Source organism: Paracoccus gahaiensis, from assembly GCF_005048225.1.
Classification (GTDB): Bacteria; Pseudomonadota; Alphaproteobacteria; order Rhodobacterales; family Rhodobacteraceae; genus Paracoccus; species Paracoccus gahaiensis.
In genome coordinates, this window is record NZ_SUNI01000001.1 from 109,325 (window position 1) to 135,064 (window position 25,740).

The 25,740-nt window shown below is 69.4% G+C and carries 18 protein-coding genes; 5 read left to right on the top strand and 13 right to left on the bottom strand.

Annotated features, from left to right (window positions below; genetic code table 11):
• Positions 1 to 25 precede the first annotated feature (25 nt).
• Positions 26 to 796: an enoyl-CoA hydratase-related protein gene (locus FA743_RS00545; protein ID WP_136883939.1), complete on the top strand. Its 771-nt coding sequence runs from the start codon at positions 26 to 28 to the stop codon at positions 794 to 796.
• A gap of 6 nt (positions 797 to 802) precedes the next feature.
• Here FA743_RS00545 and FA743_RS00550 read toward each other — a convergent pair whose 3' ends face one another.
• From FA743_RS00550 to FA743_RS00560, 3 genes are all read right to left on the bottom strand, one after another.
• Complete coding sequence (locus tag FA743_RS00550) at positions 803 to 1,468, bottom strand: NUDIX hydrolase (RefSeq protein WP_136884392.1); 666 nt, start codon at positions 1,466 to 1,468, stop codon at positions 803 to 805.
• Between the two features lie 14 nt (positions 1,469 to 1,482).
• The gene (locus FA743_RS00555) at positions 1,483 to 1,896 is read right to left on the bottom strand and encodes a DUF983 domain-containing protein (protein WP_136883940.1); all 414 of its coding nucleotides are present in this window, start codon (positions 1,894 to 1,896) and stop codon (positions 1,483 to 1,485) included.
• Between the two features lie 81 nt (positions 1,897 to 1,977).
• On the bottom strand, positions 1,978 to 3,363 hold the full coding sequence (locus FA743_RS00560) for a diguanylate cyclase (protein WP_136883941.1): 1,386 nt from the start codon (positions 3,361 to 3,363) through the stop codon (positions 1,978 to 1,980).
• 100 nt (positions 3,364 to 3,463) lie between these two features.
• On the opposite strand from FA743_RS00560, the gene FA743_RS00565 reads away from it, so the two are divergent.
• From FA743_RS00565 to FA743_RS00575, 3 genes are all read left to right on the top strand, one after another.
• On the top strand, positions 3,464 to 3,754 hold the full coding sequence (locus FA743_RS00565) for a DUF3572 family protein (RefSeq protein WP_136883942.1): 291 nt from the start codon (positions 3,464 to 3,466) through the stop codon (positions 3,752 to 3,754).
• Between the two features lie 69 nt (positions 3,755 to 3,823).
• Positions 3,824 to 4,387, top strand: coding sequence for a heme NO-binding domain-containing protein (locus tag FA743_RS00570; RefSeq protein ID WP_136883943.1), 564 nt, complete (start codon positions 3,824 to 3,826; stop codon positions 4,385 to 4,387).
• The gene (locus FA743_RS00575; protein WP_136883944.1) at positions 4,384 to 5,382 is read left to right on the top strand and encodes a GGDEF domain-containing protein; all 999 of its coding nucleotides are present in this window, start codon (positions 4,384 to 4,386) and stop codon (positions 5,380 to 5,382) included. Before FA743_RS00570 ends, FA743_RS00575 begins: the two co-directional genes overlap by 4 nt.
• 9 nt (positions 5,383 to 5,391) lie before the next feature.
• Here FA743_RS00575 and FA743_RS00580 read toward each other — a convergent pair.
• From FA743_RS00580 to trpS, 7 genes are all read right to left on the bottom strand, one after another.
• A protein-coding gene (locus FA743_RS00580) for an IS5 family transposase (RefSeq protein ID WP_136883945.1) occupies positions 5,392 to 6,149 on the bottom strand; the annotation gives its coding sequence in 2 pieces (ribosomal slippage) (positions 5,392 to 5,828 and positions 5,828 to 6,149; 759 coding nt in all).
• A 62-nt stretch (positions 6,150 to 6,211) separates the two neighbouring features.
• Positions 6,212 to 7,510, bottom strand: a complete 1,299-nt coding sequence (locus FA743_RS00585; protein ID WP_169308723.1) for a glycosyltransferase — start codon at positions 7,508 to 7,510, stop codon at positions 6,212 to 6,214.
• Positions 7,507 to 8,760 carry a peptide deformylase gene (locus tag FA743_RS00590; protein WP_136883947.1) on the bottom strand — a complete coding sequence of 418 codons (1,254 nt, stop codon included), beginning with the start codon at positions 8,758 to 8,760 and terminating at the stop codon, positions 7,507 to 7,509. The genes FA743_RS00585 and FA743_RS00590 overlap by 4 nt, the downstream gene beginning before the upstream one ends.
• Complete coding sequence (locus tag FA743_RS00595) at positions 8,757 to 15,635, bottom strand: type I polyketide synthase (protein ID WP_136883948.1); 6,879 nt, start codon at positions 15,633 to 15,635, stop codon at positions 8,757 to 8,759. The genes FA743_RS00590 and FA743_RS00595 overlap by 4 nt, the downstream gene beginning before the upstream one ends.
• A 51-nt stretch (positions 15,636 to 15,686) precedes the next feature.
• Positions 15,687 to 16,199: a GNAT family N-acetyltransferase gene (locus FA743_RS00600; RefSeq protein WP_136883949.1), complete on the bottom strand. Its 513-nt coding sequence runs from the start codon at positions 16,197 to 16,199 to the stop codon at positions 15,687 to 15,689.
• A gap of 66 nt (positions 16,200 to 16,265) precedes the next feature.
• Positions 16,266 to 17,603, bottom strand: coding sequence for a Hint domain-containing protein (locus tag FA743_RS00605; RefSeq protein ID WP_136883950.1), 1,338 nt, complete (start codon positions 17,601 to 17,603; stop codon positions 16,266 to 16,268).
• A gap of 521 nt (positions 17,604 to 18,124) precedes the next feature.
• Entirely contained in the window at positions 18,125 to 19,159 is a 1,035-nt protein-coding gene (gene trpS, locus FA743_RS00610) for a tryptophan--tRNA ligase (protein WP_136883951.1), read from the bottom strand.
• 88 nt (positions 19,160 to 19,247) lie between these two features.
• Between trpS and FA743_RS00615 the strand changes: the two genes are divergently transcribed.
• On the top strand, positions 19,248 to 19,949 hold the full coding sequence (locus FA743_RS00615; RefSeq protein WP_136883952.1) for a rhomboid family intramembrane serine protease: 702 nt from the start codon (positions 19,248 to 19,250) through the stop codon (positions 19,947 to 19,949).
• Here the strand turns inward: FA743_RS00615 and murJ are convergent.
• The 3 genes from murJ to FA743_RS00630 form a co-directional block, all read right to left on the bottom strand.
• The gene (murJ, locus tag FA743_RS00620) at positions 19,946 to 21,475 is read right to left on the bottom strand and encodes a murein biosynthesis integral membrane protein MurJ (protein WP_136883953.1); all 1,530 of its coding nucleotides are present in this window, start codon (positions 21,473 to 21,475) and stop codon (positions 19,946 to 19,948) included. The genes FA743_RS00615 and murJ overlap by 4 nt on opposite strands.
• Before the next feature lie 160 nt (positions 21,476 to 21,635).
• A complete protein-coding gene (locus FA743_RS00625; RefSeq protein WP_136883954.1) occupies positions 21,636 to 24,398 on the bottom strand; it encodes a [protein-PII] uridylyltransferase in 2,763 nt (920 codons plus the stop codon).
• 23 nt (positions 24,399 to 24,421) lie between these two features.
• Positions 24,422 to 25,657, bottom strand: coding sequence for a penicillin-binding protein activator (locus FA743_RS00630; RefSeq protein WP_136883955.1), 1,236 nt, complete (start codon positions 25,655 to 25,657; stop codon positions 24,422 to 24,424).
• Between the last annotated feature and the right edge of the window lie 83 nt (positions 25,658 to 25,740).

The window sequence follows — 25,740 nt, forward strand, 5'->3', positions numbered from 1 at the left end:
ATCCCCCCGACATCGGGGAGGGATCATGAGCTACCAGACAATCCAGTTCGACATCCACGAGGGCGTGGCCACGCTGACCCTCGACCGGCCGGCCGTGATGAACGCGCTGAACCGCGCCATGCGGGCCGAGATCACGCAGGCCCTGACCACGCTGCCAGCCGAGGTCCGGGCCGTGGTGCTGACCGGGGCGGGGCGGGGCTTCTGTTCGGGGCAGGATCTGACCGATGCCGGGGCCGCCGCCGATCTGGAGGCGGTGCTGCGCGCCGAATACGAGCCGATGCTGGCCGCGATCACCACCTGCCCGGTCCCGGTGATCGCGGCGGTCAACGGCGTGGCGGCGGGCGCGGGGGCCAATCTGGCGCTGGCCACCGATGTGGTGATCGCCACCGAGAGCGCCAGCTTCATCCAGGCCTTCACGCGGATTGGGCTGATCCCCGATGCGGGCGGTACCTGGATCGTGCCGCGCGCGGTGGGGCTGGCCCGGGCGATGGGGATGATGCTGTTCGCCGAACCGGTGACGGCGCGCCAGGCGGTCGACTGGGGCCTGATCTGGCAGGCCCTTCCCGACGAGGAGTTCGCCGCAGGGGTCGCCACCCGGGCTCAGGCGCTGGCGCAGGGGCCGACCGGCGCGTTTCTGGCGATCCGCGAGGCGCTCGCAGCCTCGTTCTCGCAGGATCTGCCGGCGCAATTGGATCTGGAGGCGCGGTTGCAGGGCGAGGCCGGGCGCAGCGCCGATTTCGCCGAAGGGGTCGCGGCCTTCCTGCAGAAGCGCCGCCCGGTCTTCACCGGTCGCTGAGCGGCGCTACGCGATCTGGCGAAAGACCGGCGCGGGGCCGCGATTGTCGAAGAAGGGCACCGTGTCGGGCCGGGGCAGCGGCCGGTCCGCGGGCAGACCGTCGATCAGCTCGGCCAGTTCGGCCAGCACCACCTCGGTGATGAAGGGCAGGTCAAGCTGGCGGACCTGCGCCAGAGGCACCCAGTGCAGATGGGACAGCTCGTCGCAGGCGGCGCTGAAATCGTCGGGATCGCCCGCGATCGCCGTGGCATCGGTGACGAAGAAATGCGCGTCGAACCGGCGCGGGCGGCCGGGCGGCGTGATGGCGCGGAACAGATAGACAAGCGGCGCGGCATCCGGGACCAGCCCCGCCGCCGCATGCCCGGGCCAGGGGCAGGGCGCGCTGCCCGGCTGGCCGATCAGCAGGCCGGTTTCCTCGGCCAGTTCGCGCAGGGCGGCGGCGGCGATCGCCTCGGGCGACAGCCCCGCCTCCAGCTGGAGGCGATGCCGGCAGACCGGATCGAGGGGCCGCGCCAAGGCCACCTGCGCGTCGCCGGGATCGACGGCGCCACCGGGAAAGACAAATTTCGACGGCATGAAGGCCGCCGCAGCGCCGCGCATCCCCATCAGGACCGAGGGGCCCTTGTCGTCGCGGCGCAGCACCAGAACGGTCGCCGCATCGCGGATCGGCATGTCGGGAGCCGGGTTCACGCGCCGACGCCGCTGGACCGCCCGCCGAAACCATGCATCCGCCGCGCCCATTGCAGTCCGACCATCGCGCCCTTGATCAGCGGCAGCAGGGCCAGCGACAGCACGATCGCGCCGAGGCTGAAGGACAGAAGCAGGGTCATCGCACTGGGCCGCCAGGCGATGAAGGCGGCCAGCAGAAGCGGCGCCCCCAGATGCGAGACGATCAGGATGGTCAGATAGGCCGGCCCGTCATCGGCCCGCTGATGCGACAGATCCTCGTGACACGAGGGGCATTGGTCTGCGACCTTCAGATAGCTGGAAAACATCTTCCCCTCGCCGCAGGCCGGGCAGCGCCCGCGGGCGCCACGCAGCATCGCCTGTCCGGTGGGGCGTTCGGGCGCATCGATATCGGGCTGCGGGATCTGGGTCATGCGAAGGCTCCTTGCCCGGCGGGACACGATCCCGCATCGCCGGGCATTCTAGCCGGCGGGCCGTGGCAAGGGAAGGGTCGCCTATGCCGCACGTTCCCTGTGCCCGCTGACCACCCGGTTGCGGCCCGAGGCCTTGGCGCTGCGCAATGCCCGGTCCGCACGCTCCATCACCAGCCGGCCCAGCTGGTCGCCCCCGTCCATGTCCTCGGGGCCGCCACAGGCGAGGCCGACCGAGGCGGTCACCGGGATCAGGCCGCCCCCCGACAGGTTGGGCAGCGCCACCGGCCGATCCTGCACGGCGCGGCGCAGCGCCTCGCCGACGGGATGGGCGCGGTGTGGCGGGCAGTCGTCCAGCACGCCCAGGAATTCCTCGCCGCCCATGCGGGCGACGAGGCCCTCGCTGCCCAGGGCCTCGCGCAGCCGGCGCGCCATCTCGGACAGGACGGCATCGCCGGCGCTGTGCCCATGGCGGTCATTGACGGTCTTGAAATGGTCCAGATCGACGACAAAGACTGCGAAATGCCGCCCGCCCGCCACCGCCTGCTGCGCGATCTCGGCCAGGCGCGGCAGGGCATAGCGGCGATTGTAGAGCCCGGTCAGCGGATCGATCATCGCCAGCCGTATCTGCCGGTCCATGTCGGCCCGCCGCTGATCGCTGCGGGTCTTACGCGACAGCAGCAGTTGCAGGGACATGGCCGCGGCCTGCGCGGCCTGCGCCGTGGTCAGGCAGTCGGGCATCACATCCCCCGCTCCCAGATCCAGCGCGATGCTGGCCAGCTCGGCCCGGTCGGGGGCGATGGCGATCACGAATCCCGCATCCCGTGACCCCGGCCGCGACCGCAGTTCCGACAGCAGGCGCAGCCCGTCGCCGCGCGCCCGCAGATCGGCGGCGATCAGATACAGATCCGCCGTCCGCCCCGCCGTCGCCGCGCTCAGGGCCTGGTCGGGGTCCTGAACCTCGAAGCGGCAGGTCATCCGGTCCGACAGCATCTGCCGCCAGCGGAGGGCGCGGCTCGGATGGCTGGCGATCAGCGAGATCAACGGGCGCTGCGCGTGATCGAAGCCCGATTGCGCCTCGGCCATGCCGGAAACGGTCTGCGGCAGATCGACCTCGCGCAGGATGGTGCGGATGCGTGCCATCAGCATCTGGTCATCGACATTGGAATCCAGCGTGGCCGTCGCACCCGCCTGCAGGGCCGCCAGACGCTGGTCGGGGCCGGTCAGCATCAGCACCGGGATGTCGCAGGTCCGAGGGTCCGCAGCCAGCCTGCGACACCAGGCGACCGCCGGCCCGTCCGCCAGACCGTCACCCAGGATGATCAGGTCGGGGCGCCCAAGATCCAGCTGCGCCATCAGCTGCGCGCCAGAGCCCAGGGCCACGACATCATGGCAGACAGCCGTCAGCCGGACCTTGAGGGTGATCCGAACCGTCGCCGTGCCATCCGCCACCAGGATCCGTGCTGTCATCGCCCTATCCAGCCATATGCGACATCTTCATTTCAACTTCGCAGCAAATGCTTAAGAAAGGGTTTCCGGGCATTCGCCCCGACAGGAAAAGGAGAGGCTCATGGCTGTTTCGCAGGCACAGGCGCGCGATCTGGCGATGCAGATCCTGGTGATGCTGGTCGATCGGCCGCAGGATCTGGCGCAGTTCATGGACGGCTCGGGCCTGCGCCCCGCCGATCTGCGCGACATTGCCGAGCGTCCGGACATCGCCTTGTATCTGCTGGATTTCATCGTCGAGGATGATGCGCGGATCTGCAGCTTCGCCGAGGCGCTGTCGATCAGGCCGCAAGAGATCATGACCGCCCGCACGGCGCTGGCCGGGCCGGGAAGCTATGGATGGGAGGCCGATTGACGAAATTCCGGCGCGCGTTCCGGATTTGTTAAGACCGGCTCGGTAACGTCGTCTCGAATCGAGGACGACATGAACCGGCTCATCCACCGCACCATCACCGAATTCCTGCGCAGCACCTATGGGGAGGACTTCGCGCAGATGATCCGCGACGATCGCAGAAGCATGGCCGCTCCCGAGACGCCGGTCACGGGCTTTGCGACCGCCGGGCTCGCCTTCGCGGCCGAGCGTCTGTCCAAGCCGCTGCCCGACCTCTACGAGGATCTGGGGGCCTGGCTGACGCGCATCGAGCCGATCCGCAGGCTCCTTCGCTTCTCCGGGCGCGATTTCGACGATTTTCTGCTGCGTCTGGACGAACTGCCCGGCCGGGCGCGTCTGGTCCTGCCGGTCGTCGACGTGCCGCTTCTGCAGGTCGACGTGGACGATGGGGCGATCTGGCTGACCCCGTCGCGGCCGGAAATCGGCTGGCAGCACATCCTGGTCGGGCTGCTGCGGGGCATGGCCGACGATTACGGGGCGCTGTGCCTCATCTCGGTCCACGAGACGGCGATCCGCGTCGATATCTGCGACCATTCCTTTGCCGAAGGACGTCAGTTCACGCTCTACGGCTCCCCCGGGCCGGGGATCGTGCCATGAGCGCGGCAGGGGGAACGGCCCTGACCCTCGATGCGCTGAAACGGTTCCTGCCGATGCATCTGCGGCTTCGCGACGATGGCACGGTGCTGTCGGTCGGACCGACGCTGGCGAAGCTGGCGCCCGATCTGCAGGCGGGGCTGCCGGGGCGCCTGGTCAATGCCCGGCCCGGCCGCAGCACCTGCCCCTTGGCGGCCATCCAGGAGGCCGTCGACGGCCAGGGCCGTCTGATCCTGCGCATCCTGAACACGCGCGACATCATCCTGCGGGGTCATGGCGTGCGCGATGGCGCGGGGGCGATGCTGCTGAACCTCGGCTTCGGCATCAGCCTGCACCGGGCGATCCGGGCGGCGGAGCTGACGGATGACGACTTCGTCCCCTCGGATCTGGCGATGGAGCTGATGTTCCTGCGCGAGGCCAATCGCGGCGTCCTGCACGTCCTGTCGCGGTTCAACGACCAATTGGCCGAGGCCCGTCAGGAGGCCGTGCTGCAGGCGCAGACCGACGCGCTGACCGGCCTGCGCAACCGGCGCGGGCTGGATCTGGAACTGGCGCAGGCCCTGCGCCTGAACGGGCACCGGCAAGAGGATGCAGCGGTTCCCGTGGCGCTGATCCATCTGGATCTCGATCATTTCAAGCAGGTCAACGACCTCTTGGGGCATCTGGCGGGCGACGAGCTGCTCTATCGCGTGGCGGCGGTCCTCAAGCAGCAGGTGCGCAAGGCCGATACGGCGGCCCGGGTCGGAGGCGACGAGTTCGTCCTGCTCATGCGGGGGATGACCTCGCGGTCGGCCCTGCAGGATCTGTCCAAGCGCATCATCCGCGCCATCCGCCTGCTGACGCCGCCCGAGCTTACCGAATGCCAGGTCTCGGCCAGCCTGGGCATCGTGATCTGGATGCCGGGAGAGACGGACTCGGCCTCGGATCTTCTGGACCGCGCGGACAAGGCGCTCTACCAGGCCAAGGCGGCGGGCCGGTCGCAGGCGGTCATCCTCTAGGGTCAGGATTCATAACCAATAGATGACGGTTGCTGCGAGGGCGATGGCCGAGAGGAAGACCTTTGGAAATCTGTGGTATCGCGTTGCCACTCGCCTCCAATCCTTGAGCCTCCCGAACATGATCTCGATGCGACTTCGCCGCTTATAGCGCCGCTTGTCATACTTGATCGGCGTCTTGCGTTGCTTCCGACCGGGGATGCAGGCGCGTATCCCTTTGTCCCGCAACGCTTCTCTCAACCAGTCAGCATCATAACCGCGATCGCCAAGCAGCCATTTGACGTTCGGCAAGCTGCCGAGCAGCGCCCGTGCGCCGATATAATCGCTCACCTGTCCGGCGGTGATGAACAGGTCGAGCGGTCGGCCCTGGCTGTCGCAAATGGCGTGCAGCTTGGTGTTCATGCCGCCTTTGGTCCGACCGATCAGGCGACCACGCCCCCCTTTTTGACGGCCATACTGGTCGCTGTGCGATGTGCCTTCAGGTATGTGGCGTCGATCATCACGGTCTTCTCTTCACCATGTTCGGCCGCGAGGCCGGCCATCATCCGAGCGAAAATGCCCTTTCCGCTCCAACGCCTCCAACGGCTGTAAAGCGTCTTGTGGGGTCCATAGGCGGAGGGTGCATCACGCCAGCGCAAGCCATTGCGGACAATGAAGATAATCCCACTGAGAACACGCTTGTCATCAACGCGTGGCTTGCCGTGTGACTTCGGGAAAAAGGGGGCAATGCGTGCCATCTGAGCGTCAGTCAGCCAGAAAAGGTCGCTCATGTCACCGCTCCGTTTCCGGGCCGTGAATCACGCAGCGCAACGAAAATCAATGCATCCTGACCCTAATGCGGCGGCACCGCCAGCATCGACCGCAGCAAGGCCTCCTTGGCGGGAAAGACATGCCGGGCGTCCTGCTCCGCCAGGATCCGGTCGCGCGCCGCCCGGCGCAGTGCCTGCGCCTGATCCGGCGTGTCGATGGCCCAGGCCAGCGTCTCGGCCACCTCGTCGGCATCGTCCATGTCGACGATCAGCCCGTTCTCCATGTCCGCGATCATCTCGTGGACCGGGGCCGTGTTCGATCCGACGACCAGGCACCCCATCGCCAGCGCCTCGGACAGCGACCAGGAGGTGACAAAGGGCTCGGTGAAATAGACATGCGCGGTCGAGGCCTGCAGGACCGTCGCATATTCCGCGCGCGGCCGCATCGCGTTCACATGCAGGCGGCGGTGGTCCAGATCCAGCTGGTCCATCATCCGCAGCCACCAGCTGTCCCCCGCGGGCAGCCGCGAACCATAGGACACCGCGTCATTGGCCAGGATGACGGTGTGGAAATCCTGTCGCTCACGCTGCAGACGCTCGATTGCGCGCAGGAACTGGGGAAAGCCGCGCAGCGGCTCCATGCCGCGGGTCGCATAGGTCAGGATCGGCTGCCCGCGCGGGATGCCGACCCAATCGAAGTCGATCCGGGCATCGGGATCGGGGCGGTGCAGCGCGCAATCGACGCCATCGGCCAGCACCGTCATGCGGTCCCGCAGGGCGGGCGGGAAGCGGCTGGCCTGGAACCGGGTCGGGCACCAATGCGCATCGGCGAGGTCGAATTCGGCGGCGATGGGCAGGTTGCGCATACGGTCGGCGACCTGATCCATCACCTCGACCGGGCGCTCGGCCCGGCCCTTGTCCCAGTTCCGGTCGGTGTAATACCATTCGTGATAGGCGATGTAGCGGCAGTCGGGCCAGACCAGCTTGACGCCCAGGCCCACCCCCCAGCCCACATGCGCCATCACGATGTCGGGCACATACCCCTCGGCATGGCGCATCCGGGACATCAGCTCAGTGGCGCCCCGGCAATTCTGGGCGGCATGGTCCAGGATATGCCGGTAATCGCCCCGGGGGATCGCGGTGTCGCGCAGGCGGAAGCGCCGGATGCGGCAGCCGTCAGCGTCCTCGATGCTGTCAACGCCGCCATGAGCGAAGGTCACGTCCCAGCCCTGTTCGGCCAGCCATTTCCCAAGGAACTGGAACTGGCCCTGGCCGGTCAGGTGCAAGAACAGGATCCGGGGCCGGGACGCATGGCGGACCTCGGTCGCGGCGGGAACGGTCGGCAGGGGTGCGGAGGGCATCGGGGCTGCGGGTCCGGTCATGGCGCCCGCCGCTCGCCGGATTTGACGATCAGCTGCCAGCCCTCGGTGGCCTGGCGCAGCAGCTCGGGCTGGCGCCATTCGCCCGCCCGCCGCATGGCCCGGCTGCAGGCGGCGGGCAGGTCCAGCCGTGCCCGGGCGGCGACATAGATCGTGCCGGCCTGGGGATCGTCGAGGGCATAGAGGGCCGGAAAGATCGATTGCAGCAGATCCTCGACCTTCGGCGCGGGGCCGGGGTAGCAGACCAGCAGGACGGCGGCCCCCCCGGTCAGCCGACGCGCATGGCCGCGCATCAGGGCCGGCGCCTCGGCCCCGTGCAGCCAGTCCGCATCGCCCTCCAGCAGGATCGCATCCATGCGGGGGGCCGTCTCGTCGGCGGTCGGATCGCTGAGCGATGCCACCCGGCAGCCCGAGGCCAGCTGCAGCGCGGTCATGGCGCGCAGGGGCCAGCCGGGCCCGTGGTGCAGGGTCAGATCGGGCAGGATCGACAGCAGCGCCACCGCCAGCGGGGTCAGGCCGGGCGTCAGGACCATCACGTTCTGCAGCGCCGATGTGGCGCTGAGGATCCCCAGGCAGCGGCGCCCCAGGGCGCAGAGGGGCCGCGACGGGTTTGCCGCATCCAGCACGGCGACGGGGGCGCCGGCATCGTCCAGCACCTGCACCCGCTGCGGGTCCAGGGCGACGAGCGGTCCCGCAACTTCGGCATCGCCCCGCCAGGGGGCCAGATGCAGGGCGCGGTTCAGCCCCTCGGACCGGGCTCGGATCACCGGGCTGGCGCTGTCGGCCCAGCTGCGGTGAAACGGCGTGATCCAGTCGAAGGGCGCGCCGCTGTCCAGAAGCTCCATCGCCTGCTGGACCGAGATGGCCAGCGCCCCGTCCAGATCCTCGGAGACCGGCAGGCCCGAGGGCTGCGTGCCCGTCAGCGTCACCTTGGCCGCGCGCCAGGCATGGCGGCGCATGGGGCCGGTCGCGGGCGTGGTCTCGGCCCGGTTCAGGTGGAAACCGGAGGCCGCCGACAGCTGCGGCCCCAGCACATGCAGCAGCTCGGCGCCCCGGCGCAGGGCCAGATAGCGCAGCGGCAGGCCGATGGCGGGCGCGGCGATCGCGCGGTTTCCGGGCCGGGCCAGCATGTCGTCCAGGATCCGCATGGCGGCGCGGGTCGCCATGTCCCCGCTTTGCGCGGGCCGCACGCGCATGCCCATCCGGGGGTCGTTGAACAGCAGCGGGCCGTAAGAGATCGCGGGGTCGGTCATTCGGAATCCTCGGGTCCGGGCGGGGGGGCGGCGCCGGGATCGCCCTCGGTCCGGATGCGCTCGACCATGACGGCGGCCAGCCGGGCGGCGGTCATCTCTTCGGTGACGGGCAGGCTGGACAGGGCGGTCCCGAAACGGCGCTCGATGTCCAGGCGCAGCTCCATCGCCATCAGCGAATCGATGCCATAGCGGTTGAAGGGGCGATGCGGGTCGAACTGGTCGGGCGGCAGGCGCATGATGGCCGACAGGATGTCGCGCAGCTCGGCCTCGACCAAGGCCAGCGCGGCGGGCCAGTCCAGCTGGCGCAGGCGGTCGGCCAGCTCGCCCTCGGCCCGGGCCAAGGCGGCGCCTTCGGCCACCAGCCTGCCGAACATGGCGCTGCCCAGGCCCGGCAGCAGGGGCGCGAGGCGTCCCCAGTGCAGCGGCGCCAGGACGTGATCGCCGGGCTGGGGATCACGCAGCGCGGCGCCCAGTTCGGCCAGCAGCTGCGGCGTGGACAGGAAGCCCAAGCCCTCCATCCGCGACAGCTGCAGCGCCACGGCGGCGTTGCGCGTCAGATAGCCCGCGTCGCGCAGCGCCCCCCAGCCTAGGGCGCGGACCGGATGGCCTTCGTCCCGCAGCTGCCGGGCCAGAGCGGCAAGCGCGCAATTGGCGGCGCTGTAGGCGACCTGCCCCGGATTGCCCAGATAGGCCGCGATCGAGGAGAACAGGACCACATGGTCGGGCGCCAGCCTGCCCTGCCGCAGCAGCCCCGCCAGCACCTGCGCGACGCCCAGCTTGGCCCGGATCACCTGTCCCGCCTCGACCGGGTCCAGATCGCGCAGCAGCCGGTCGCGCAGGACCATCGCGGCATGGATCACCCCGCCGACCCGCTGTCCCTGCAGCCCGTCCAGGAACGCTTCCATCGCTCGGGGATCGGTGGCATCGACGGCATGCACCGAGACGGTCGCGGCGGACTGCGCCCATCGCCCGATCCGGCCATTGCCCGGGCGGATCTCTCCGCCGCGCGACAGCAGGTGGACATGGGCCGAGCCCTGATCCAGAAGCCAGCGCGCCAGCCTAAGGCCCAGGCCGCCAGTGCCACCGAGGATCACCCAAGCGTCGCGCACGGGCCGGCGCAGCGGCAGGCGCGGGCAGGGCGGGCGGATCACGATCTTGCCGCTGTGCCGCGCGGCCAGCATGTGGCGGAACGCCTCTTCGGCCATCTCGGCGGGGAAGGGGGTGACCGGAACCGGTCGCAGCGCGCCCGTCGCAAAGGCCGCCCGCAGGGCCGCCAGGATCGCCCTGACCCGATCCGGATCGGCGGCCAGGCGCTGGTCCAGATCCATGCCGAAATAGGTCAGGTTGCGGGCGAAGGGGCGCAGGTCCATCTGCGTGCCCTCCAGATAGTCGCGCTTGCCCAGTTCGACGAAGCGGCCGAAGGGTGCTAGGCAGTCGACCGACCGCGCCATCGCCTCGCCCGACAGGCTGTTCAGCACGACATCGACGCCCCGCCCGCCCGTGGCGCGCATCAGATCGGCGGCAAAGCCCAGATCGCGGCTGTCGAAGGCGGCCTCGGCCCCGGTGGCCCGCGCCAGCGCCCGCTTTTCGGGCGTGCCGGCGGTCGCGAAGACCCGAGCGCCGACCAGCCGGGCGATCTGGATCGCCGCAAGGCCCACCCCGCCGGCGCCGCCATGGATCAGCACCGTCTCGCCCGGCTGCAGGGCGGCCAGATTGCGCAAGGCCTCCCATGCGGTGACGAAGGCAACCGGCAGGCCCGCCGCCGCGTCCGGGTCGATCCCGTCCGGCAGGGTCGTGACCGAGGCCGCGGGCAGGATCAGCCGGGTGGCAAAGGCCGAGGCGGCAAAGCCCATCACCTGCGTGCCCGCAGCCAGGTCCACCCCCGGCCCGGCGCGCCGGACGGTTCCGGCATATTCCATGCCCATCCCCGCCCCCGAGGCGCCCGCATCCAGGATGCGTTCGGACAGAAGGCCCCGGGCGGACATGACATCGCGGAAATTGAGCCCGGTGGCGGCGACCTCGATCTCGACCTCGCCGGCGCGGGGGGCGCGCAGGGGCAGGGGCTGCCAGCCGAGGCTGTCGAGCCGCCCGGGGTCGCGCTGATCCAGATGCAGGGCGGGGGCCGCGTCGGGGCGCGGCGACAGGGGCTGCACGCGATCCGCTGTCAGGCCGTCGCGGCCAGAATGGGCGGCGGTTTCGGCCTCGGTCAGGGCGATCAGCCGGGCCAAAGCCGCCGCGTCGGGGGCGGGCCCGGTCAGGGTCAGGAGGCGGATCGCCAAGGCCCCGGCCTCGTTCGCCGCCGTGACCATGATCGAGCGCAGGCCGGCGGCGAGGATCGCGAAATCGGGATCGTTGTCGGGATCGGCGGCGATCAGCAGGATCGGCGGGCCGGGCTGCGACAGGGCAGCCTTGACGGCCATCATGGCACGGACCAGCCCCTGGGTCAGGTCCATGCCGGGGCGATGCAGATGGGTCAGGACCCGGTGGGAGGGCTTGCCCTCGGCCTTGCAGCCCTGCAGTGCGGCGGCCAGATCCTCGGGCAGGGGTGCGGCGGGCCCGAGGTCGAGGGCGATCTGCGCCACCTGCGCGGGCATCGGGTCGGGGGTCCGCCGCCAGGCGGACAGCCGCAGCGTCAGACCCTCCGCCTCGAGATCGCCTTCGGGCCAGTCGATCTGTGGGGCACCCGCGGGCCGCAGCGCCAGGGCCAGGCCGCCCGGGGCCAGCGCCTCGGCAACCATGCCCCCCGCCGGGACCGGCCCCGCGATCAGGATCAGGTCGCTGCCCCCCGGGGCCGGGCTGTCGGTCACCCAGGGCATCAGGTCGGGCGGCAGGACCTGCACCAGCAGGCTGCGATCGCCCGGATCCGCTGCCGCGACCCGGATGTCGTCCAGCCGCGCATCATCGGCAAGTTCACGCAGCAGGGCGACATCGGGCAGACCGAGGATCAGCAGAGAGCATCGCTGACCTTGGGGCCAGAGGCGCAGCAGATCGCGCAGGATCCGGCCCGCATGGGACCAGAGCCGCCGCCGGACCAGCCCGTGCAGCGCGGTGTCGCGGGGATCACGCCCCTCGGCGGCGATCATCATCGCGCGCAGATCGTCCGCCAGATCGGGGTCCTGATGCAGCGCGAGGGCCAGCGCCGCGTCCTGGCCCTGCCCGGCCTCGACCGCCGCACGCAGGGACGACAGCGCCACGTCCAGCGGACCGGGACGCCCGGGGTGATCGCGCGTCAGCCGGTCCACCAGCCGGGCCGGATTGCTGAACTTGCGGGGCAGTCGCACCGGATCGTCGGGCAGGCGCAGGCGCACGCGGCGGTCGATCAGCCGCAGGGGCGCGATGCGCGTCGCCGCATCCAGATGCACGACCGAGAATTCGGCATCCTCGATCACGGCGACCGGGGTGTCCTGCGCATCGAACAGCGCGATCCGTGCCAGAAGCGAGCGCCTCCGATGCCGGGTAAGGGTGATCTGGGCCAGATGCGGGACCACGCCCGGCTGGTACAGCTGCAGATGCCCCATCCGCGTCGGCAGCAGGGTCGCCCCCTCGTGCAGCCGCCCGGCCAGCTCGCGCGCGGCGGGATCGGTCCGGTCGCGCAAAGCGGGCAGGATGGCCGCCAGCCCGTGAAACGCCCCGTCCAGGGCGGTCGGGTCCAGCAGGAAGCGGCGCGCGACCTGAGCGGGGGCCAGTTGCAGCCGGACCGAGCCGGCCCCAAGCGTCTGCAGCGCGGCCATGCGCCGGAAGGCCGGGCCATAGTCCAGGCCCACCGCCGCCAGATCATCGTACAGATCCTCGGGGTCCTGCGGACGGCCCCGGCGCGAGGGTGCATGCGGGGCGGCCAGGGCGGTGCCGCGCCGGACTACGCCCCGGGCCAGCGCGACCCAGGCCACCTCGGACAGGCGCGGGCGCATCTGCAGGGTCAGGGCGCCGGAAGCCTCGTCGATGCGCGTGCGGATCCGCAGCCCGTCGCCCTCGATCACGGCGGGGGCGAGGATGTCGAAATGCAGCAGCTGCAGCGGCTGGTCGGGCCAGAGGCTGGCGGCGGCGCCCAGGGCCATCTCGACCAGCGTGGCCGCGGCCAGCACGATCCGCCCGCCGACCTTGTGATCGGCCAGCCAGGCGGGATGGCTGGGGGTCATGTCCGTCACCCAGAGGGGGGCATCGACCTCGGCCCGGCGTCCGGCCAGAGGGCGCGGACCGGCGGCGCCATAGACGTCCAGCCCGTCGGGGGTCGGCTGGGTCCGGTAATCCTGTTCGTCCCACGGGTAGGCCGGCATGTCCGGGGCGGGGCCGCTGCGGGACCCGCCCAAAGCCTCGGGGCGGACCGGAACGCCCGCCACCCAGGCCCGCGCCGCCTGCCGACCGGGGGGGGTGCCGTCCTGCGGTGGCTGCGGCTGGAAATGCTCCAGCGCAACCCCGCCGAAGCGGGCGATGTCGCGGATATTGCCCGGAAAGACGGGGGTGGGAGAGACCTCGACCAGATGGCAGGGCCCGTCCTTGGCCAGCGCCGCCGCGGCATCGGCAAAGCGCACCGGGTCGCGGGCATTGCGCCACAGATAGTCCAGCCCCATGTCGCCGGGCCGCATTACCCGGCCAAGCGCCGAAGCGCCGATCTGCATCCGGGGCGCCGCAAAGACGAGGCCCGCCAGATCGGCCATGAAACGGTCGCGCAGCGGCTCGACCAGCGGTGAATGATAGGGGATCTCGACCTTGAGACGCACCAGCGGCAGCCGCTTGCCGGCGATGCTGACCCGCGCCAGCCGCGCGATTGCCGCCTCGGATCCGGCCACCGTGACCGAGCGCGGGCTGTTCACCGCCGCGATGGCCAGATCGGGCAGGTCCAGCCCGGCCATTGCGCGGGTCACATCGGCCTCGGACGCCGCCAGCACGGCCATGCCGCCCTGACCCCGCAGCGCCTCGAAGGCGGTGGACCGGGTGACGATGATGCGGGCCGCCGCCCTCAGATCCAGGCAGCCCGCGACATGCAGGGCCGCGATCTCTCCGACGGAATGGCCGATCACGGCGTCGCAATCCAGCCCGGCGGCCAGCAGGCTGCGCGCCTGCGCGATCTGAAGGCCGAACAGCAGGGGCTGGGCGACCAGCGGGCTGGACAGACGCTCGGCCAGATCGGGGGCGTGCAGGAGTCCGGCCAGATCACCGACGCCCATCGCGGCCATGGCATCGGCCACCTCGTCGAAGGTCGCGCGAAAGATCGGATCAAGGCGGTATTCCGCGACGCCCATGCCCGGCACCTGCGCGCCATTGCCGGGAAAGGCCAGCACGCCGCGCGCCTGTCCCCGACCCGCGAGGCCGCGCAACGGACCCTCCTCCTCCGCCAGAAGTCCCCCAGACATCGCCTCCGGCAGCGGCAGCGCCAGCCGGTGCGGCAGGGCCATCCGCACGGCCGCAGCGGCGCAGAGGGCGGCACCCTCGGCCTCGGGGACATCCCGCAGACGCCCGGCCCAGCCCGCCGCCAGCCGGTCGAGCGAGCCTTGCGAGGCGGCGGAGAGCAGCAGCCAAGGGGCCTCGGGCGGTGGGGGCAGGGCGACCGGATGCAGACGGGGCGCCGGCGGCGGCGCCTCGGCCAGGATCGCGGCGACATTGGTGCCGCCGAAGCCGAACGAGTTCAACCCCGCCACCAGCCGCCCCGGCCCAAGCGGCAGCAGCGCGGTGTTGACCCGCAGGTTCAGCCCGTCGAAGTCGATGTTCGGATTGGGCGAGCTGAAATGCAGCGACGCGGGCAGGGCGCGATGCTGCATCGCCAGCAGCACCTTGGCCAGGCCGACCAGCCCCGCCGCAGGCTCGGCATGGCCGAAATTGGTCTTGGCAGAGCCGAGGAGCAGCGGCGCGCGGCGCAACTGGCCGATGGCCTGACCGATGGCCCGCGCCTCGACCGGGTCGCCCACCTGGGTGCCGGTGCCATGCGCCTCGTAGAAGGACAGGTCGTCGGGATCGCAGCCGCTGCGGTCCAGCACCTCGTCCAGCAGGCTTTCCTGACGCGCGGCCGAGGGCACGGTCAGCGCCGAGGCCCCGCCATCGGTGTTCACCCCGGTCGCCAGCAACCGTGCCCGGCGCCGCGCCATCATCCGGTCGGCCACGTCGGGATGCTGCAGGACCAGCGCCACGCAGGCCTCGGACCGGACATAGCCGTCCGCCCCGGCATCGAAGGTGCGGCACAGCCCGGTGGGCGACATCATCCGCGCCTGCGAGAAGCCGACGAAGCCCCCCGGCGTCATCAGCACATGCACCCCGCCGACGATGGCCGTGTCCACCTGGCCCGTCCGGATCGCCTCGGACGCCTGGTGCATCGCAAAGAGCGACGAGGCGCAGGCCGCATCCAGCACATAGCTGGGTCCGCCGAAATCGAAGACCGAGGACACCCGGTTGGCGATGATGCACAGCGTGTTGCCAAGCGAGAAGCTGGAGCCGGACCGCGCCGTGTCCGAATAATAGGGCCAGAGGTTCTCGACCAGCGAGGCGCCGACGAAGACCCCGGTGCGGGGCCCCGCCAGATCGCGCGGCGACAGGCCCGCATCCTCGATCGCCTCCCACACGGTCTGCAGCATCAGGCGCTGCTGCGGATCGGTGTCGATGGCCTCGCGCGGGGTGATGCCGAAGAAGCCCGCGTCGAACCGGAAGACGTCGTCCAGCTGGCCCGAGGCCAGCGAATAGGCCTTGCCGCGGCGGTTCTGGAACGGGTCGGCATAGAGGTCCGGGTCGAACAGCCCGTCGCGCAAGGTCCCGATGGTGCAGCGTCCGTCGCGCAGGACCTGCCACATGCGGTCCCGCCCCCGCGCCCCGGGAACCCGGCAGCCGATCCCGCTGATGACCGGACCTTCGGTCTGGGAGGAAGGCGCCTGCAGCGGGGTCTTGGGCATGGGGTCGATCGTTCCGGGACTGGGCGTGACGTGCAAAGGCGGCAGGCGCGCCTAGAGCCGCATGAAGTAGTTCCCGCCCAGATGCGTCGCCCCGTTCGACCGCAGCACCAGGTCGGTCTCCTCCATCGCGATGCCGGAGACGACGTTGAACATGATGCCCTTCGATCCGCGCGGCGCCGACCAGCCACGCACCGCCAGCATGATCCGCTGCCAGACATAGCTGCCGATCTCGGTCGAGCGGATGTCGCTGCGGACATAGACCGTGTGCATGATCGTCACCCAGGTCTGGCGGCTGCCCATCAGCGGCGAGAAGTAGAAATAGGCGAAAGCCACCGGCTCTCCCTCGAATTCGATATAGACCGAGCCATGGAAGCCGGTCTCGGCCTTCAGGTCACTGATGACCTTTTCCAGCTGCGGCTGGTCGAAGGGCATGTCGGAGAACATGCTTTCCTTGTGCAGCTGGCGGGCCAGCGGCAGGATCCTGTCCAAGTCGATGGCATCCTTGCCGAACTGGACCGAGATCTTGCGGAGCGTTGAGGCGGGGAGGGTTGTTTCGATGCTCATGTCCAAAAATTAGCCCACCTTGCCTCAGCAGCAAAGTGGGCCTTTCCATAAGGTTATATGAAAATCTTACGCGTAGAGCGGCCGATCGTTCTTGGCGTGGCGGGCAGCCAGGGTCCGGCTTTCGCGCCCCTTCAGGAAGGGCAGGGCCGAGGCTGCGGGGTGGTCGGCTTCGACCAGATCGTCGAGGTTCGGGAAGATCTCCCGGATCTCGCGCAGCTGGTCCTCGTTCAGGAAGCTGATCGCCTGGCGGCCCGGATAGAGGCTTTCGGCCTCGATCCCCTCGACCGACAGGATCTGGTGCTCGTCCAGCATGATGTGGAAATACTGCACGCTGCGCACATCGCCGTCGACATCGATGCCGTTCACGCCGACCAGCTGCTTGATCGAGACCAGAACCTCGGCGCTGCCGAACATGCGCTCGGCGATGGTCGAGCGGACCACGACCCGGTGCTGCGGCGAGAAGCTGACATCGCGGGTCGGCATGCCGTTGCCGAAGGCACCGGCGGGGACGCGGATCGGCATCAGCTTGGGATTGCCGGCCAGGTCGATCGAGTCCAGCTTGCGCTTGCCGATCCACTGGATCGGGCGGGCGCCGTTGCGGGTCGTGACCAGATCGCCCTCGCGCAGATCCTGCACCGCGACCTTGCCCGTGGGCGTGTCGATCAGCGTGTCGGCGGTGAAGCAGATCACCTCGAGTTTCTCGAAGTTCTGGAACTTGACCTTGACATCATCCTTGAACTGGACGGTGCCATTCAGCGTTTTCGGAAGCGGGCTGACGATCTTCGCGACATCCTCATTGGAGAAGACGTTGGTCTCCAGATCGCCGACGCCGTTGCCGTCGGTATCGATCCAGACGCTGCCATGTTCCAGCGTCAGGGTCCAGGGGCCCTGCAGGTTCAGCGTGTCGACGCCGTCGCCGCCGTCGATCACCATCGGATGGTTGGGGTCCTTCTGCGCCAGTTCGGCATCGGACAGGGTCACATTGGGGGTGATGTTGCCAAGACTGACTTCGTCATGTCCCTTTCCCATGTCGACGTGACTGCCGCCGGAATGGTCCAGCACCAGTTCGTCGTTCCCGCCGCCCATCTGGATATTGTCGAAGGCGCTGCGGAACAGCTCGACGGTATCGTCGCCGCGACCCATGTCGATGTCGTCGAAGGCGACCCGGACGCCCTGGCTGTCATCGATCCAGTTCATGTTCTGGCCGACCAGCTTGTCGCTGGCATCTTCCAGGTTGACATCGAAGAAGGCACGATCGTGCCCGCTGCCGATCCCCGAGACGGTGACGTCGGGGCCCTTCGTGATCGTGACCTGATTGGGATCGCGCAGCGGCACACCGTTGGCATCGGTGGCATTGCTGACAGTCACATTGTTTACGTTGTCGTTTCCGTCAATGTCCGCCATCGCGGTACTCCTTGAAATAAGTGGTGCGCATGGGCTGTTCTTTAACAGGTGTTAGGAAGAATGACCCCACATTGTCAATCGTTAGTTAACGAATGCCCGGGGTGCTGTCTTGCCTCTGTCACACGCACAACCCTCAAAATGCGTAGAACAAAAGTAAATAAATACAATGTATTATTATAAAATCTTACTTATCGCGGAGGAGGTATTGTTCCCTCTCAGCAGGTAAGGGGTGCTGATCTTCTTAATTAATAGGCAGAACTCCTGCCGTAATTTTACAAACTGAACCGTACGTTTTACACATCGCGCAAGTCTGGCCAACGGTCCCGAGGGCGCGCAGGTCAGGAAAACCCGTCCCGGTTGGGACAGCGCGCGGCGCGAGGGAATCAGGGGGTCGGGGATGCCGTCAGGGTTGAACCGGCACGTCACTCCAAGCGAGCGCCGCGCCGGCCCGGGCGCGCAGCCGATGGCGCGCGCGGACCGGCAGTCGGTCGCGCGGCTGTCAGTGCCGTGTCAGGGGTGGTTCACCCGCGGGTGCGCAGCAGGCCCATGATGTCCTTGGTGCGGTCCAGGATCGGAGTCGCCACCGCCGCCGCGCGATCGGCGCCGTCGGCCAGCACCGCGTCGATCTGGGCGGGATCGGCCATGAATTCGGCCATGCGGCGGGTGATGGGCGACAGCGCCTCGACCGCGACCTCGGCCAGAGCAGGCTTGAAGGCGCCAAAGCCCTGGCCTTCGAACCGGGCCAGCACCTGGTCGGGGGTCTCCTCGGTCAGGGCGGCATAGATGTTGACCAGGTTCCTCGCCTCGGGGCGGTCCTTCAGACCCTCCATCTGGCCGGGCAGGGGCTCGGCATCGGTGCGCGCCTTGCGGATCTTCTGGGCGATGGTGTCGGCATCGTCGGTCAGATTGATCCGGCTCGCATCCGAGGGGTCGGATTTCGACATCTTCTTGCTGCCATCGCGCAGGGACATGACCTTGGTGGCCACGCCCTCGATCAGCGGCTCGGTGATCGGGAAATGCGTGACGCCGTAATCGTGGTTGAACTTGGCGGCGATGTCGCGGGTCAGTTCCAGATGCTGCTTCTGATCCTCGCCCACCGGCACGGCGGTCGCCTGATAGGTCAGGATGTCGGCGGCCATCAGCGCCGGATAGGCCAGAAGCCCAAGGCTGGCGTTCTCGCTGTTCTTGCCCGCCTTGTCCTTGAACTGGGTCATCCGGTACATCCAGCCCACGCGTGCCACGGTGTTGAACAGCCACGCCATTTCGGCATGGGCGCTGACCTGGGACTGGTTGAACAGGATAGATTGCGCCGGATCCACGCCCGAGGCCATGAAGGCCGCCGCCGCCTCGCGGATGCGCCCGCGCAAAACCTCGGGGTCCTGCCAGACGGTGATCGCGTGCAGGTCGACGATGCAATAGACCGTCTCGGCCTCGCCGCCCTGCAGCGCCGCGAAACGCTTCAGCGCGCCCAGATAATTGCCAAGCGTCAGCCCGCCCGAGGGCTGGATCCCCGAGAAGATGCGCGGGCGGAACGGGGCATTGATCGGATCGGACATGAGCGGCCTGCCTTGGAATTTCCTGGCCCGTGGCTTAGCGGGTGGGGGCAGCCTTCGCAACCATCCCCGAACCCGAACTGGAAACCCCATGCGCTCCGGCCTCACCGAATCCCCGCTGAACCCGCTGCCGCCCGTGATCTGGCTGCTGGCCCTGCCCGCGATCGCGTCCGAGGCGCTGTTCGCCCTGGGCACCGCGGGCTTCATCGGCGGCGCCGAGGGGGTGGGGATGCGGCTGTCCGCGATCCGCCTGACCGCCTTTCCGCCCGAGCTGGCGCAGCGGGTCTGGACCCTGGGGGCGCTGGACCTGGACCAGCTGTACCGCGCCTTCAGCTTCAGCTTCGTGCATGTGTCGCTGATGCATGCGCTGTTCGTGGTGGTCTTCACGCTGGCGCTTGGCAACATGATCGCGCACAGCTTCCGCCCCTGGGCGCTGCTGGCGCTGTTCTTCGGATCGGCGATCGGGGGCGCGCTGGTCTATGCGGCGATCGTGCCGTGGCTGGGCGTGCGGGCGGCGCCGCTGATCGGCGGCTATCCGGCGGTCTACGGCTTCGTGGGCGCCTTCACCTTCCTGCTGTGGACGCGGCTGGCGGCGCAGAACGCGAACCGGATGCGGGCCTTCACGCTGATCGGCATCCTTCTGGCCTTCCAGCTGGTCTTCGGGCTGGTCTTCGGCGGCACCGGCCCCGGCTGGATCGCCGAGATCGCGGGCTTTGCCTGCGGCTTCGCGCTGTCCTTCCTGCTGGTGGACGGGGGTGCCCGGCGGGCCCTCGCGCAGATCCGGCAGCGCTAGCCGCGCCGGACCGCCGCCTTCAGTTCCGACGGGCGATAGCCGCCGATGACGAAGGCCAGCGCGAAATAGACCGCCGCGCCACCGAAGACTAGGATCGCCAGTCCCAGCCCGCGCCCGGTGCCCGCGGCCTCCAGCGCCGCGCGCATCGCCCAGAGGGCGCCCGCCATCAGCACCGAGGCCGCCAGGATGCGCGGGAAGGCGCTGCGCAGCCGGGCATCGGCGCGCGCCGCCTGGCCCATGGCGCGGGTGCCCCACCAGAGCTGCGCCACCATGATCCAGGCGGCGATGGTGGTGCCAAGCGCCGCGGCCAGGAAGCCCAGCCAGGGCATCAGCCCGAAGGCCGCGACCGCATTCACCACCATCGACACGACCGCGAAGCGGAAGGGTGTGCGCGTGTCCTCTCGCGCGAAATACAGGGGCTGCAGGATCTTCTGCAGCACGAAGGCCGGCAGGCCGAGCGCATAGACCGTCAGCGCAGCCGCCGTCTGCTGCGTGTCGAAGGCCGTGAAGGCGCCACGCTCGAACAGGGTCGAGACCATCGGCTCGGCGATCACCGCGATGGCGAAGGCGGCGGGCAGGGTCAGGAACAGCCCGAACTCGGTCGCGCGGGAATAGGCGGACTGGCCGCCCGCGTGATCCTCGGCCCGGATGCGGCGGGCAAGCTCGGGCAGCAGCACCACGGCCACGGCGGCGCCCACCACGCCAAGCGGCAGCTGATAGAGCCGGTCGGAATAGGACAGCCAGGCGATCGCCCCCTCGAAGCGCGATCCGACCTGACGACCCACCAGCAGGTTGATCTGCACGACGCCGCCCGCGAAGGCCGCGGGCAGGGCCACAGCCACCAGACGGCGCATGTCGGGGGTCAGGCGCGGGCGGCGGGGCCAGAAGGTGTATCCCGTCCGCCGGGCGTCCCACCAGACCAGCGCCAGCTGGGCCACGCCGGTGACCGGGGTGGCCCAGGCCAGCGTCAGGCCCAGATCCCAGCCCTGCCAGCGCCCCAAGCCCATCGCCGCGATGAACAGCAGGTTCAGCAGCACCGGCGCGGCGGCGGCCACCGTGAAGCGGCCATGCGCGTTCAGCACGCCCGAGATCATCGAGGCCATCGAGATCAGCAGGATATAGGGAAAGGTGATCCGCCCATAGGTCACCGCCAGATCGAAGCGCGCGTCGCCGGCAAAGCCCGAGGCCATCAGCCAGACCAGCCCCGGCATGAAGATCATCGCCACCGCCGACAGCGCCAGCACCGTCAGGAACAGCCCCGAGAAGGCCTCGCGCGCGAAACGCTGCGCGTCCTCGGCATCCTGCAGCTTCTTCGAGAACATCGGAATGAAGGCGGTGTTGAACGCGCCCTCGGCGAAGAAGCGGCGGAACATGTTGGGCAGGGACAGGGCGATCAGGAAGGCCTCGGCCACCGCCCCCGTGCCCAGCCAGGCGGCCATCAGGATGTCGCGCACGAAGCCCGAGGCCCGCGAGATCAGCGTCCAGAGCCCCACCGAGAGGAACCCCCGCACAAGTCCGGTCTTCATGCTTGCCCGTTCATATCTGGCGCGTCGCTGCGCACGTCGTTTCGTTGTGACCCGTCAGAGCCTGATGTGATGTGATGCGGTTGGCGTCGGTGTGGCATGAGGCGGTGTGCTTTGATGTGGCGTGACCGGGAATGGACCCGCCGGTTGGGGTCCAGCAAGGTTATCCCTGCTCAGCCTCGGCCCGCTTGACGCCCTCGGCGATCGCCGCGCGCAGCTTCTTTTCCAGCATGTCGCGCTTTGACAGGCTGTGCAGCTTCAGCCCGAACATGTCCTTAACGTAGAAGCTGTCGACGACCTGCGCGCCATAGGTGGCGATCACGGCGCTGACGATCTGGATGTGGTTCGCGGCCATGGCGCGGGTCAGGTCATAGAGCAGGCCGGGGCGGTCGCGGGTGTCCACCTCGATGATGGTATAGATGTCGCTGCCCTCGTTGTCGAAGATGATATGGGTCGGGAACTTGAACTCGCGGTTGCGCTTCTTGGGCTTGTCGCGGCTGGCAAAGGCCTCGCGGGCGACGATCTCGCCGGCCAGCGTGCGCAGGATGGTCTGGCGCAGCTTGGGCAGGCGGTCCTCGGCGAAGGGCCGGCCCTCGGCGTCCTGCACCCAGAAGACCGCCGTCGCATAGCCGTCGCGCGTCGTGTAGGTGCGCGCGTCCACCACGTTCGCCCCGGTCAGCGTCAGCGCGCCGGCCAGCCGCGAGAAGATGCCCGGATGATCCGACAGCACGAAGGCGGTGCGGGTCGCATCGCGGTCGGGATCGGCGCGCAGGTCGATGCGGATCTCGTCGGGGCCGATGCCCGACAGCAGATCCGCGAAGACGACCTGCGTCTGCGTGGGCAGGCCCGGCCAATAGGCATCGTAATGGCGGCCGAGTTCGGCGCGGATGGCGCGGGGCTCCCATCCCTTGGCGATCAGCATGTGGCGCAGGGACCGTTTCGCCTCGGCATGGCGGCGGTCGCGGTTCAGCTCTTCCAGGCCGTTTTCCAGGGCGGCGGCGGTCTCGCGGTGCAGCTGGCGCAGCAGCGCGGCCTTCCAGTTGTTCCAGGTGCCCGGGCCCACGCCGCGGATGTCGCAGACCGTCAGCACCAGCAGCATGTCCAGCCGCTTGCGGGTCTTCACCGCCTTGGCGAAGTCGCGCAGCGTGCGGGGGTCGGAAATGTCGCGCTTCTGCGCCACGTCCGACATCAGCAGGTGATGGCGCACCAGCCATTCCACCGTGTCGATGTCGTCCTGGGCAAAGCCGAACCGCGTGGCGATCCGCCGGGCGATGCGCGCGCCCAGGATCGAGTGATCCTCGGGCCGGCCCTTGCCGATGTCATGGAGCAGCGTCGCCAGATAAAGGACGCGGCGGTTCACCCCGGATTCGATGATCCCGCTGGACAAGGGCAGGTCGGCCGGATGCTCTCCGCGCTCGATCTCGGCCAGGGCGGCGACGCATTGGATGGAATGCTCGTCGACCGTGTAATGATGATACAGGTTGAACTGCATCATCGCCACGACCGGTTCGAATTCCGGGATGAAGGCGGCCAGCACGCCCAGCTCGTTCATGCGGCGCAGGGCGCGTTCGGGGTTTCCGTGGCGCAGCAGCAGATCCATGAAAATGCGGATCGCCTCGGGGTCGGACTGCACCGAGGCGTCGACCAGATGCAGGTTCGCCGCCACCAGTCGCATCGCGTCGGGATGGATCAGGATCGAGTTGCGCAGCGCCTCCTCGAACAGGCGCAGGATGTTCAGCGGATCGGACAGGAACTGCGCCTCGTCGGCATAGGACAGGCGGCCCTGCTGGTCGACGAAGCCCGCGCGCATCTTGCGGCGCCGGCGGAAGATGCGGCCCAGGAAGGGCGCCGCGCGGACATGGCGGGTCTCCAGCTCGGTCAGGAAGACGCGGGTCAGCTCGCCCACGCGGGTGGCGTGGCGGAAATAGTCCTGCATGAAGTACTCGACCGCGCGGCGGGCGGCGGTGTCGGCATATCCCATGCGCCGGGCCACCTCGACCTGCATGTCGAAGGACAGCACGTCCACGGGCCGCCCGGCGATCAGGTGCAGGTGGCTGCGCACCGCCCAGAGGAAATCCTCGGCCTGCCAGAAGGACAGATGCTCCTCGCGCGAGAAGACGCCCAGATCGACCAGCTCGACCGCGCGGTCGACGCGGTGGATATACTTGGCGATCCAGTAGAGCGTCTGCAGGTCGCGCAGGCCCCCCTTGCCCTCCTTGACGTTGGGCTCCAGCACATAGCGCTGGCCGCCCTGCCGGGTGTGGCGGGCGGCGCGCTCGTCCAGCTTCGCCTCGACGAATTCGGGGATGGTCTGGGCGAAAAGCTCCGTCCACAGCCGGTGGCGCAGCTCCTCGGCCAGAGGCGCGTGGCCGGTGACCAGGCGATGTTCCACCAGCGAGGTACGGATGGTCATGTCGGCGGCGCCCAAGCGCAGGCAGTCGTCGACGCTGCGGATCGAATGGCCGATCTTCAGCTTGAGGTCCCACATCATGTACAGCATCGATTCGACGACGCTTTCCGCCCATGCGGTGATCTTCCAAGGGGTCAGGAACAGCAGGTCCACATCCGAGGCGGGCGCCATCTCGGCCCGGCCATAGCCGCCGACGGCCAGCACGGCCAGACGCTCGGTCTCGGAATGCGACTGCTGGGGATGCAGACGGGTGGTCGCGACATGGTGGATGGCCGTCACCAGCGCATCGGTCAGCCCCGAGATGGCGCGCACGGTCTCCCGCGCCGCCCGGGGATGGGTGGCGAAGGCGGCCTCGATGGCGGCCATGCCCTCGTGCCGGGCCAGTCCCAGGAAGGCCACGGTGCGGGCGCGGACCTCCTTGGGGTCTTGGCACGCCTCCAGCTGCCGGTCCAGATGGTCCAGCAGCCGGGCGGGATCAAGATCGGTCCGGGTCAGGAAGGAAGCGGTCGCGGTCATCTGGCCCTGCGTCTCCGAGCGGATCAGGAGCCCAGGCCGCGCGCAGTGCGCGGGGCGGGGTCCAGCACGACCAGCTGGTTGTCGCGGATCGTGCCGACCGCCAGCCCGCGCTGGATCGTGCCGTCGCGCTGCAGGCGGAAGATGCCGCCGACGCCGGTGAAGCCCGCGCGCTGCGTCAGGCCCGAGGTGGTCAGCGCGTTGCGCCGCCCGTCGCGGGCCAGAGAGGCGATGGCCGCCACCCCGTCATAGGCCAGCGAGGCCAGCTGATGGGGCGCCTCGCCATGGGCCTGGGCATAGCGCGCCTCGAACTGGCGCTGCAGGCCTTGGTCGGGCAGGGCGAACCAGCCCTCGGCAAGTTGCGGCAGGCCGAGGCGCGCGCCCGGCTGGTCCCACCGCGTCAGGCCCATCATCTGGATGCCCGGAGAGCGGACGCCCGCCTCGGCCAGCTGTTCGGTCAGATAGGGCAGGACGGCCTGGTTGTTGGCGGTCATGAAGACCGCGTCCACCCCGCCCGACTGCGCGGCTTCGGTGATCCGCGGGGTCACCCCGTCGATCCCGCTGATCGAGACCGGGTGGTTGACGCGCCCGGCCATGCGGGCGCCGTTGCGGGCGATGGCGGTCTCGATCGCGCGGCCGCCCAGCTGGCCCGCGACGTCATCCTCGGCCACGACCAGGACGTTGCGCTTGCCTTGGCTCATGCCGTAATCGACCAGCCGGTCCGCGATGGTCTCGAAGCTGTTGCCCAGGATGAAGACGTTGCCGCCCGCGATCTGGGCGTTGTTGGAGAAGGTCAGCACATTGATGTTGCGCGGCATCATGGCATTGCCCACGGCATTCGCACCATCGGCGAAAAGCGGCCCCAGGATGATCTGCGCCCCCGCATCGGCGGCCGCATTGGCCTGTGCCACGGCGCTTTCGGTCGAGGCGCCGCTGTCATAGACCCGCAGGTCGATGGTCGCGCCCTGGGCATCGCCCGCCGCCATCCGCGCGGCGTTCTTGAGGCTGCGCGCCAGCCATTCCAGATCCTGCGACCCGGTGCCCGCCGGCGCCAGCAGGGCCACCCGCACCGGCTCGGAGGGATCGATCAGCGGGCCGATCTCGGGACCGCTAGCCTGCTGGCTGCCGGCCCCAGGGTCGCAGGCGGCCAAGAACAGGGCCGAGACGACCGCGGCGGTCCGGGCGAGGGCATGGCGCAGGCCCGTGGGCAGACCCGTGGCAGGCCGGCCCAAGGAAGGCCGGGTTGTGGCGGAGGCTGACATGTGAAACTTCCCTGCAGTGTGAGATGACGCGTGTGGCTGCCGGCAAGCCTATGGCCTGCGCCCGCGATTGGCAATCAGCGCCG

What these genes read in the sequence shown, in the direction of transcription:
- trpS (WP_136883951.1), bottom strand. Translation starts at nt 19,159, where the DNA reads ATGTCCGATCCGATCAATGCCCCGTTCCGCCCGCGCATCTTCTCGGGG.
- murJ (WP_136883953.1), bottom strand. Translation starts at nt 21,475, where the DNA reads ATGAAGACCGGACTTGTGCGGGGGTTCCTCTCGGTGGGGCTCTGGACG.
- FA743_RS00600 (WP_136883949.1), bottom strand. Translation starts at nt 16,199, where the DNA reads ATGAGCATCGAAACAACCCTCCCCGCCTCAACGCTCCGCAAGATCTCG.
- FA743_RS00625 (WP_136883954.1), bottom strand. Translation starts at nt 24,398, where the DNA reads ATGACCGCGACCGCTTCCTTCCTGACCCGGACCGATCTTGATCCCGCC.
- FA743_RS00595 (WP_136883948.1), bottom strand. Translation starts at nt 15,635, where the DNA reads ATGCCCAAGACCCCGCTGCAGGCGCCTTCCTCCCAGACCGAAGGTCCG.
- FA743_RS00570 (WP_136883943.1), top strand. Translation starts at nt 3,824, where the DNA reads ATGAACCGGCTCATCCACCGCACCATCACCGAATTCCTGCGCAGCACC.
- FA743_RS00555 (WP_136883940.1), bottom strand. Translation starts at nt 1,896, where the DNA reads ATGACCCAGATCCCGCAGCCCGATATCGATGCGCCCGAACGCCCCACC.
- FA743_RS00565 (WP_136883942.1), top strand. Translation starts at nt 3,464, where the DNA reads ATGGCTGTTTCGCAGGCACAGGCGCGCGATCTGGCGATGCAGATCCTG.
- FA743_RS00545 (WP_136883939.1), top strand. Translation starts at nt 26, where the DNA reads ATGAGCTACCAGACAATCCAGTTCGACATCCACGAGGGCGTGGCCACG.
- FA743_RS00605 (WP_136883950.1), bottom strand. Translation starts at nt 17,603, where the DNA reads ATGGCGGACATTGACGGAAACGACAACGTAAACAATGTGACTGTCAGC.
- FA743_RS00560 (WP_136883941.1), bottom strand. Translation starts at nt 3,363, where the DNA reads ATGACAGCACGGATCCTGGTGGCGGATGGCACGGCGACGGTTCGGATC.
- FA743_RS00550 (WP_136884392.1), bottom strand. Translation starts at nt 1,468, where the DNA reads ATGCCGATCCGCGATGCGGCGACCGTTCTGGTGCTGCGCCGCGACGAC.
- FA743_RS00585 (WP_169308723.1), bottom strand. Translation starts at nt 7,510, where the DNA reads ATGACCGGACCCGCAGCCCCGATGCCCTCCGCACCCCTGCCGACCGTT.
- FA743_RS00630 (WP_136883955.1), bottom strand. Translation starts at nt 25,657, where the DNA reads ATGTCAGCCTCCGCCACAACCCGGCCTTCCTTGGGCCGGCCTGCCACG.
- FA743_RS00615 (WP_136883952.1), top strand. Translation starts at nt 19,248, where the DNA reads ATGCGCTCCGGCCTCACCGAATCCCCGCTGAACCCGCTGCCGCCCGTG.
- FA743_RS00575 (WP_136883944.1), top strand. Translation starts at nt 4,384, where the DNA reads ATGAGCGCGGCAGGGGGAACGGCCCTGACCCTCGATGCGCTGAAACGG.
- FA743_RS00590 (WP_136883947.1), bottom strand. Translation starts at nt 8,760, where the DNA reads ATGACCGACCCCGCGATCTCTTACGGCCCGCTGCTGTTCAACGACCCC.